This is a genomic window from Pseudomonas sp. GM49, assembly GCF_000282355.1.
Taxonomy (GTDB): Bacteria; Pseudomonadota; Gammaproteobacteria; order Pseudomonadales; family Pseudomonadaceae; genus Aquipseudomonas.
Genome location: NZ_AKJL01000206.1, coordinates 1 through 8,716, shown reverse-complemented (window position 1 = coordinate 8,716; position 8,716 = coordinate 1). Strand labels below are relative to the sequence as shown.

Here is an 8,716-nt window from a genome sequence, read left to right as displayed (position 1 = left end):
CGGCTTGCGTCGACGGAGTCGATCACGCCGCCACGACGAGCCACGACGCAAACGCCGGAGTCACGGGCTACGTTACGCTCCATGCCGGTACCTACCAGTGGCTTGTCAGCGCGCAGGGTCGGTACAGCTTGACGCTGCATGTTCGAACCCATCAACGCACGGTTGGCGTCGTCGTGTTCGAGGAACGGAATCAGCGACGCAGCAACCGAAACTACCTGCTTCGGCGATACGTCCATCAAGGTGACGTCTTCCGGCGCCTTGACGGTAAATTCGTTCAAGTGACGAACAGCTACCAGCTCGTCGATCAGGACTTTCTTGTCGTTCATCGTGGCCGAGGCCTGAGCGATCACGTGATCGGCTTCTTCGATGGCGGACAGGAACACGATCTCGTCGGTGACCAGAGCGTCTTTCACCACACGGTACGGGCTCTCGAGGAAGCCGTACTGGTTGGTGCGCGCATAAGCGGCCAGGGAGTTGATCAGACCGATGTTCGGACCTTCCGGCGTTTCGATCGGGCAAACACGACCGTAGTGCGTCGGGTGTACGTCACGCACTTCAAAGCCGGCACGCTCACGAGTCAGACCACCAGGGCCGAGTGCAGAAACACGACGCTTGTGGGTGATCTCGGACAGCGGGTTGTTCTGGTCCATGAACTGGGACAGCTGGCTGGAACCGAAGAACTCCTTCACCGCCGCAGCCACTGGCTTGGCGTTGATCAGGTCTTGCGGCATCAGGCCTTCGCTTTCAGCCATCGACAGACGCTCTTTGACCGCACGCTCAACACGTACCAGGCCAACGCGGAACTGGTTCTCGGCCATTTCGCCTACGCAGCGAACACGACGGTTACCCAGGTGGTCGATGTCATCGACGATGCCTTTACCGTTACGGATGTCGACCAGGGTCTTCAGTACCGCGACGATGTCTTCCTTGCACAGCACGCCCGAACCTTCGATTTCGGTACGACCGATACGACGGTTGAACTTCATCCGGCCGACCGCAGACAGGTCGTAGCGCTCAGGGCTGAAGAACAGGTTGTTGAACAGGGTCTCTGCAGCGTCTTTAGTTGGCGGCTCGCCAGGACGCATCATGCGATAGATCTCGACCAGCGCTTCCAGTTGGTTGCTGGTGGAATCGATCTTCAGGGTGTCGGAGACGAACGGACCGCAGTCGATATCGTTGGTGTACAGAGTTTCGATGCGAACAACCTGAGCCTTGGCGATTTTGGCCAGGATCTCGGTGTTCAGCTCGGTGTTGCACTCTGCCAGGATTTCGCCGGTTGCCGGATGCACGATGACCTTGGCGGTTGTGCGACCCAGGACGTAGTCCAGAGGCACATCCAGCTCTTTGATCCCGGCTTTCTCCAGCTGGTTGATGTGGCGAGCGGTGATACGACGACCTTGCTCGACAATAACCTTGCCTTTGTCATCCTGAATATCGAGGACAGCGATTTCACCGCGCAGGCGCTGAGGCACCAGTTCCAGGCTCAGGGTCTCGCCCTTCACGTGGAATACGTTGGTGGTATAGAACGCGTCCAGCACTTCTTCAGTGGTATAGCCCAGCGCGCGCAGCAGTACCGAGGCAGGCAGCTTGCGACGACGGTCGATACGCACGAATACGCAGTCTTTCGGGTCGAACTCGAAGTCCAGCCACGAACCGCGGTAAGGAATGATGCGCGCGGAGTACAGCAGTTTACCGGAGCTGTGCGTCTTGCCACGGTCGTGGTCGAAGAACACGCCCGGGGAACGGTGCAGCTGGGAAACGATTACACGCTCGGTACCGTTGATTACGAAGGTACCGTTTTCAGTCATCAGGGGGATTTCACCCATGTAGACTTCTTGCTCTTTGATGTCCTTGATCGCTTTGTTCGACGACTCTTTGTCGAAAATGATCAGGCGCACTTTTACCCGCAAAGGTACGGCGTAAGTTACACCGCGCAATACGCATTCTTTGACATCAAATGCCGGTTCGCCCAGGCGATAACCGACGTACTCCAGCGCAGCATTGCCGGAGTAGCTGATGATCGGGAAAACGGATTTGAAGGCCGCATGCAGGCCCACGTCGCGGAACTGATCTTTAGTCGCTCCCGCTTGCAAGAATTCACGATACGAATCCAGCTGGATGGCCAGGAGGTACGGCACATCCATGACGTCCGGCAACTTGCTAAAGTCCTTGCGGATACGTTTTTTCTCAGTATATGAGTAAGCCATCAGCGTTCCCCAGCTTGGTCACCTGCTTGTTTGGCCCCTCCCGACGGGAGCAGCCAGAAAATCGTGCAAACCCCATGGTTTGCGCCACCGCATCGGGTGGTTACAGCACGTTATCGGCACCGACCGAGTCGGCTGCCAATAACGGAAAAAGGCCGGTGGCAAGAGCCACCAGCCATCAGCCTGTCGCTTAACGCTCGGGCTGGAGGAGCAAGGTCGATGCTTACTTCAGCTCGACTTTAGCGCCTGCTTCTTCCAGAGCTGCTTTGGCTTTGTCAGCTGCGTCTTTGGCAACAGCTTCCAGAACCATGGCAGGTGCGCCGTCAACTACAGCCTTGGCTTCTTTCAAGCCCAGACCGGTCAGTTCACGTACAGCCTTGATCACGTTAACTTTCTTCTCGCCAGCTTCGGTCAGCATGACGTTGAATTCGGTTTGCTCTTCAGCAACGGCAGCAGCAACAGCTGGACCAGCCGATGCAGCAGCAGCGGTAACGCCGAATTTTTCTTCGAAAGCTTTGATCAGCTCAACAACTTCCATTACGGACATGTTGCCAACTGCTTCAAGGATATCGTTCTGAGAGATAGACATGAATCTAATTCCTGATATTGGGGACGGCCTACGCGACCATCGAAAAAAACAAAAAACGCGAGAAGTTGACGAGCCTTAGGCTGCAGCAGCTTCTTTCTGGTCGCGAATTGCCGCCAGAGTACGAGCCAATTTGCTGGTAGCGCCTTGAATCACGCTCATCAGCTGAGAAATTGCTTCGTCACGGGTCGGCAGAGTTGCCAGTACGTCGATTTGGTTAGCTGCGAGGAACTTGCCCTCGAACGCAGCTGCCTTGATCTCGAACTTGTCCTGACCCTTTGCGAATTCCTTGAAGATCCGGGCAGCAGCGCCTGGATGTTCTTTGGAGAACGCAATCAGGGTAGGGCCAGTGAACACGTCGTTGAGGACACTGAATTCAGTGTCAGCAACAGCGCGCTTGAGCAGGGTGTTACGTACAACACGTACGTAAACGCCAGCTTCACGAGCCTCTTTACGGAGTCCGGTCATCGCGCCTACTGTTACGCCACGGGCATCAGCCACGACAGCGGACAGAGCGACTTTGGCAGCCTCGTTGACTTCAGCGACGATGGCCTTCTTGTCTTCGAGTTTAATTGCCACGGGTTTAACTCCTGCTTGTTACCGTTTCATCTGGTCGAAACCGGATGTCGTTTTGGTGTCTGATTCGGTAAGGAACCGGGAGCACCATCTGCGTAGGCTTGTGGTTTAAGACTCGCGTCGCCTACGGTCTTGGATAGCCCCCGCCAGGCAGGGACCCCAATTTTTCAATTGGCGCAATCGCTTGCGCCAATCTGTGTCTTACGCGTCGAGCGAGCTTTGGTCGATGACCAGACCTGGGCCCATAGTGGTGCTCAGGGTAACGCGCTTGACGTAAATGCCTTTCGAGGAAGCTGGCTTGATACGCTTCAGATCAGCGATCAGGGCTTCAACGTTTTCCTTCAGCTTGACGGCATCGAAGCCGATCTTGCCAACGGAAGTGTGGATGATGCCGTTTTTGTCGGTGCGATAACGAACCTGACCAGCCTTGGCGTTTTTAACCGCGGTAGCTACGTCTGGAGTTACGGTGCCGACTTTAGGGTTAGGCATCAGGCCACGTGGACCGAGGATCTGACCCAACTGACCTACAACGCGCATTGCATCCGGGGATGCGATCACTACGTCATAGTTCAGGTCGCCGCCTTTCATTTCGGCAGCCAGATCGTCCATGCCTACGCGGTCAGCGCCGGCAGCCAGAGCGGCTTCAGCAGCTGGACCCTGGGTGAACACAGCAACGCGAACGGTCTTGCCAGTGCCGTGTGGCAGCACGGTAGCGCTACGAACGACCTGGTCGGATTTACGCGGGTCAACACCCAGGTTTACAGCTACGTCGAACGACTCGCTGAACTTGACAGTCGACAGCTCGGCCAGCAGAGCAGCGGCGTCTACAAAGTTGTAGGCCTTGCCTGCTTCGATTTTGCCGGCGATAGCCTTTTGACGCTTGGTCAGCTTAGCCATTACACACCCTCCACGTTAAGGCCCATGCTACGAGCAGAACCGGCGATAGTACGCACGGCTGCTTCCATATCAGCTGCAGTCAGATCCGCGTTTTTGGTTTTCGCGATTTCTTCCAGCTGAGCACGAGTCACGGTGCCAACCTTAACGGTGTTCGGACGAGCGGAACCGCTGGTCAGACCGGCCGCCTTCTTCAGCAGAACCGAAGCAGGGGTGGATTTGGTTTCGAAAGTGAAGCTACGGTCGCTGTAGACAGTGATGATCACTGGAGTCGGCAGACCTGGCTCAAGACCCTGAGTACGGGCGTTGAAAGCCTTGCAGAATTCCATGATGTTCACGCCGTGCTGACCCAGAGCAGGACCAACAGGTGGGCTTGGGTTAGCCTGAGCGGCCTTCACTTGCAGCTTGATGTAAGCGGTAATCTTCTTGGCCATGAGGCACTCCAATTACGGGTTCGAACGCCTCGAGAGGCTCCCCGGTTACTTGCGCGTTTATCCCAGTGACGACAAAACCCCACAGCCTACGGCTGCGGGGTTGGGATTTTTGTTCAACTAGACCTTTTCGACCTGGCTGAACTCGAGCTCCACCGGAGTAGAGCGACCGAAAATGAGCACTGCGACCTGGATCCGGCTCTTTTCGTAGTTAACTTCTTCAACAACACCGGTAAAGTCCGCAAACGGACCATCATTGACACGCACCGACTCGCCCGGCTCGAACAACGTCTTCGGCTTCGGCTTGTCGCTGCCATCGGCAACGCGGCGCAGAATGGCTTCTGCTTCTTTATCGGTAATTGGCGCAGGCTTATCGGCAGTACCACCAATGAAACCCATCACCCGAGGAGTATCCTTGACCAAGTGCCAAGTACCCTCGTTCATATCCATCTGCACCAGCACATAGCCAGGGAAGAATTTGCGTTCGCTTTTGCGCTTCTGGCCATTGCGCATTTCAACCACTTCTTCAGTGGGAACCAGAATCTCGCCGAAGCCATCTTCCATACCGGCCAGCTTTACGCGCTCGATCAGCGAGCGCATTACATGCTTCTCGTAACCGGAGTAAGCATGCACAACATACCAACGCTTAGCCACGGGACACCCTTAGCCGACGATCAAGGAAACAAGCCAGCCGAGCAGGGAATCAAGCCCCCACAACAGCAACGCCATAACCAGGACAACAGCCACAACGATCAACGTGGTCTGCGTGGTTTCTTGGCGAGTTGGCCAAACGACTTTACGAATTTCGGTGCGGGCTTCCTTAACCAGTACAAAGAAAGACTTGCCCTTGACCGTCTGCAGGCCTACAAAGGCAGCTACGGCAGCAATAGCAAGCAATGCGAGTACGCGGTACAGGATCGGCGAAGCAGAAAAGTACTGATTGCCAACAACACCAACAACCACCAGAGCGACTACTACAAGCCACTTGAGGAGGTCGAAACGAGAGCCTTGAGCTTCAGCTTTAGGAGTCATCTATGAAGATCCTGTGAAAAGAAAGCCAGACACACCGAGTGAATCTGGCAGGTCAGGAGGGAATCGAACCCCCAACCTACGGTTTTGGAGACCGTCGCTCTGCCAATTGAGCTACTGACCTAAAACAAAATCAGGCCGACCATTATGCCGACCCGAAAAAGACTTTACAACACTTACTAGGCAACCCTGGCCGCAACACCGATATCAACGACACCGGCAACCTTCAGAAACACATTCAGGCGCAACCACTACCACCTAAAACAAAGGCAGATATTTTCATATCTGCCTTGTTATATGGAGCTCTTGAGCGGATTTGAACCGCTGACCTCACCCTTACCAAGGGTGTGCTCTACCAACTGAGCTACAAGAGCGTAACACCGTGCAAAACCTGTAAACTTGGAGCGGGTAGCGGGAATCGAACCCGCATCATCAGCTTGGAAGGCTGAGGTTCTACCACTAAACTATACCCGCGAGGCTTACAGCTCTCGCTAAAAATGGTGGAGGGGGAAGGATTCGAACCTTCGAAGTCGTAGACGTCAGATTTACAGTCTGATCCCTTTGGCCGCTCGGGAACCCCTCCTAAGCGAGCCGGCATTCTACATCATGCCAGCCTTCTGTCAAGCATTTTTCTCATTAAAAACCTGAGCTTAGCTGCGTTGACCTCACTTCACCTCGTTAACCGTTTCCGGTGTTCGCTGTGGAGCGGGCGCCATTCTATGCAAACTATTCGGCGGGTGCAACCCCCTCGCACGGCATTATTTTATGTTTTAACTCATTGAATTCTTTAGAAAGGTTTATCAGCTGAAGATCGTCCAGCCAGCGCCTGCTTTCCGGGGCCACACGCAGCCAATAACCGGCGGATTCGGAGCCACCCCTGGGCAACGCCTGAAACTTGACCTCCATGCCGGTCAACCTGCGCTCAAGCCCCTGAGCCACGTCCTGGCGGGTAAAGCCGCCCAGATAAAGACAACCGGAATCCGCCTGGGCTGCCTTACCCTTATCCTTGGCCGCCTCCCCTGCCTCGCTCAACAGACGGATATCCTGCTGAGACCCCCGATACAAACTCAAGGGCGTCACATCCTTCGCGCGCAGCGGAGCCTCCTGTTGATGCCAGATGTAATAAAACACATTGAGAACAAGCAGCAGCAGAAACAACCAACGCATAAAGACCTCAGGACAAAGGGCACGCCATAGCCAAGCCGACAAACACCAGATCCGGAACCACCCTGGCCTCTGGCACTATCCCGGAGACTAGGGCAGCATCACCACCCGTGAGGAAAACCGCGAAACCCCCACCCCAATGGCTACGAGCCAACTCAAGCTGAGTCAGCACAAACCCCTGAAGCATCAACAGGCAACCGCGCTCAACAGCTTCAACGGTTGTGCGACCTGGGACAAGGCTTTCAAGAGCGCGCTCGGCCGCAAGATCGCCGTAGCGAATCTTGCGGGTATGCGTGCGCAACTGATTGCGCATCAACGGCATCCCCGGGCATATGAACCCACCGAGATGCCCTCCATCCGCAGCAACGAAGTCCGCGGTCACGGCAGTACCGAAATCAAGCACAAGGCACGCGCCGCCCGCCAAATGGAATCCGCCAAGCAACGCAAGCCAACGATCGAGCCCCAGCTTCTCGAACTCCTCATAACCGTTACGGACCCCGGACATTTCCCGCGCGGGCGACGCACTGACAACCGACACATCGAAGGACTCCTTCAATAAGGCGACCAACATCCCGGTTTCTTCGGCAGTCCTTACACTGACCATTCGGCAATACTTGAGAGCAACCCCCTTGAGCGCCTTCAAGTCCGCGAGCAACGCGAGGTCGGAATCGACAACCCCCTCCGCCACCACCAGCCGGGTATTCGCATCGAGCACGCGCCACTTGATAAAACTGTTGCCACAGTCGAGCTCAAGAATCATTACGCAACCTCAGACTCAGCTCGCCGCCACTGAAGACTTTTTCCACACCATCCACCTTCAAGCGCAAGGCGCCCTGACTATCAATACCCAGCACTTCGCCATCTATCTGGTTAACGCCTGCAATCAACGAGACTGCACGCCCTTGCCACAGATGATTTTGCTCCCACTCCGCCTGGACCGCTGAAAAGCCACCGGCCTGGTGACGCGCCATGTATCTCTGCAGCATCACCCCAAGCGCTGCCACCAGGTGATTGCGATCAAACATCCTACCCGACTCCAGACGCATGGACGTCCACTGCTGGTCCACCTCATCGGTCATCTGCATGTTCACGTTTATACCGACACCCAGTACCACGTGACACACATCAGCCGGATCACCGACCAGCTCGAGCAATATCCCGGCAATTTTCTTCTGGCCGACCAGGACATCATTCGGCCATTTCAACCCCACTCCCGGAACCCCAAGCTCGCGCAAAGCCTGCAGGACGGCAAGCCCGACAACAAGACTCAAACCTTCCAGCTGACGCATTCCACCATCGATACGCAGCACCAGGCTGTAATATATGTTTTCAGCGAAGGGACTCGCCCACTTGCGCCCACGCCGCCCGCGCCCGGCGGTCTGCCGCTCGGCGAGCACCAGGAAAGGCGCAGCCTGAAGCCGCTCGATGGCACGCAGCGCCTCGGCATTGGTGGAGTCGATGGAATCGAAGACCAGGACAGGCCAGTCACAAGAAGGCGCCAGTCGCCCGATCTCGGCAGGATCAAGCAATGTCAGCGGCGCCGCCAATTGATAGCCGCGCCCTCTGACTTTATGAATGGCAAGACCCAGCTCAGCCTCCAAATGCTGGAGCTGCTTCCATACCGCACTACGACTGATGCCCAAGGCAACGCCCAGCGCCTGACCCGAATGGAATCGGCCATCTTTAAGAAGCTCTAACAACGTCAGCATGCAAGTCTCGCCTCACAATGAGGCCCGCATGATAGCCACGCCCCGAGCACTTGCATAGAAACCCGACGTTACGGATTTCCCGCGGACAAAAACAAAACCCCAACTGCTTTCGCAATTGGGGTT

The 8,716-nt window shown here is 55.8% G+C and carries 10 protein-coding genes and 4 tRNA genes; all 14 read right to left on the bottom strand.

What is annotated here, in order from left to right; all coding sequences use genetic code 11:
• Nucleotides 1–2,207, bottom strand: a 2,207-nt coding sequence (rpoB, locus tag PMI29_RS10635) for a DNA-directed RNA polymerase subunit beta (RefSeq protein ID WP_008000079.1), incomplete at its 3' end; no start/stop codon positions are given.
• Between the two features lie 220 nt (nt 2,208–2,427).
• The gene (gene rplL, locus PMI29_RS10640; RefSeq protein ID WP_007970414.1) at nt 2,428–2,793 is read right to left on the bottom strand and encodes a 50S ribosomal protein L7/L12; all 366 of its coding nucleotides are present in this window, start codon (nt 2,791–2,793) and stop codon (nt 2,428–2,430) included.
• A 75-nt stretch (nt 2,794–2,868) separates the two neighbouring features.
• Complete coding sequence (gene rplJ, locus PMI29_RS10645; RefSeq protein WP_007970413.1) at nt 2,869–3,369, bottom strand: 50S ribosomal protein L10; 501 nt, start codon at nt 3,367–3,369, stop codon at nt 2,869–2,871.
• A 198-nt stretch (nt 3,370–3,567) separates the two neighbouring features.
• Complete coding sequence (gene rplA / locus PMI29_RS10650) at nt 3,568–4,263, bottom strand: 50S ribosomal protein L1 (protein ID WP_003186095.1); 696 nt, start codon at nt 4,261–4,263, stop codon at nt 3,568–3,570.
• A complete protein-coding gene (gene rplK / locus PMI29_RS10655) occupies nt 4,263–4,694 on the bottom strand; it encodes a 50S ribosomal protein L11 (RefSeq protein WP_007933726.1) in 432 nt (143 codons plus the stop codon). Before rplK ends, rplA begins: the two co-directional genes overlap by 1 nt.
• 117 nt (nt 4,695–4,811) lie before the next feature.
• The gene (gene nusG, locus PMI29_RS10660; RefSeq protein ID WP_007984405.1) at nt 4,812–5,345 is read right to left on the bottom strand and encodes a transcription termination/antitermination protein NusG; all 534 of its coding nucleotides are present in this window, start codon (nt 5,343–5,345) and stop codon (nt 4,812–4,814) included.
• A gap of 9 nt (nt 5,346–5,354) precedes the next feature.
• Complete coding sequence (secE, locus tag PMI29_RS10665) at nt 5,355–5,723, bottom strand: preprotein translocase subunit SecE (protein WP_007984402.1); 369 nt, start codon at nt 5,721–5,723, stop codon at nt 5,355–5,357.
• Between the two features lie 45 nt (nt 5,724–5,768).
• A tRNA-Trp gene (locus PMI29_RS10670) sits at nt 5,769–5,844 on the bottom strand.
• Between the two features lie 174 nt (nt 5,845–6,018).
• Nucleotides 6,019–6,094: transfer RNA gene (locus tag PMI29_RS10675), tRNA-Thr, on the bottom strand.
• Between the two features lie 26 nt (nt 6,095–6,120).
• Nucleotides 6,121–6,194 (bottom strand) — tRNA-Gly (locus tag PMI29_RS10680).
• A gap of 24 nt (nt 6,195–6,218) precedes the next feature.
• A tRNA-Tyr gene (locus PMI29_RS10685) sits at nt 6,219–6,303 on the bottom strand.
• A 143-nt stretch (nt 6,304–6,446) separates the two neighbouring features.
• On the bottom strand, nt 6,447–6,887 hold the full coding sequence (locus tag PMI29_RS10690; RefSeq protein WP_008000076.1) for a hypothetical protein: 441 nt from the start codon (nt 6,885–6,887) through the stop codon (nt 6,447–6,449).
• Nucleotides 6,888–6,894: 7 nt separating this feature from the next.
• On the bottom strand, nt 6,895–7,644 hold the full coding sequence (locus PMI29_RS10695) for a pantothenate kinase (protein ID WP_008000074.1): 750 nt from the start codon (nt 7,642–7,644) through the stop codon (nt 6,895–6,897).
• A complete protein-coding gene (birA, locus tag PMI29_RS10700; protein WP_008000073.1) occupies nt 7,634–8,593 on the bottom strand; it encodes a bifunctional biotin--[acetyl-CoA-carboxylase] ligase/biotin operon repressor BirA in 960 nt (319 codons plus the stop codon). Before birA ends, PMI29_RS10695 begins: the two co-directional genes overlap by 11 nt.
• Nucleotides 8,594–8,716 lie beyond the last annotated feature (123 nt).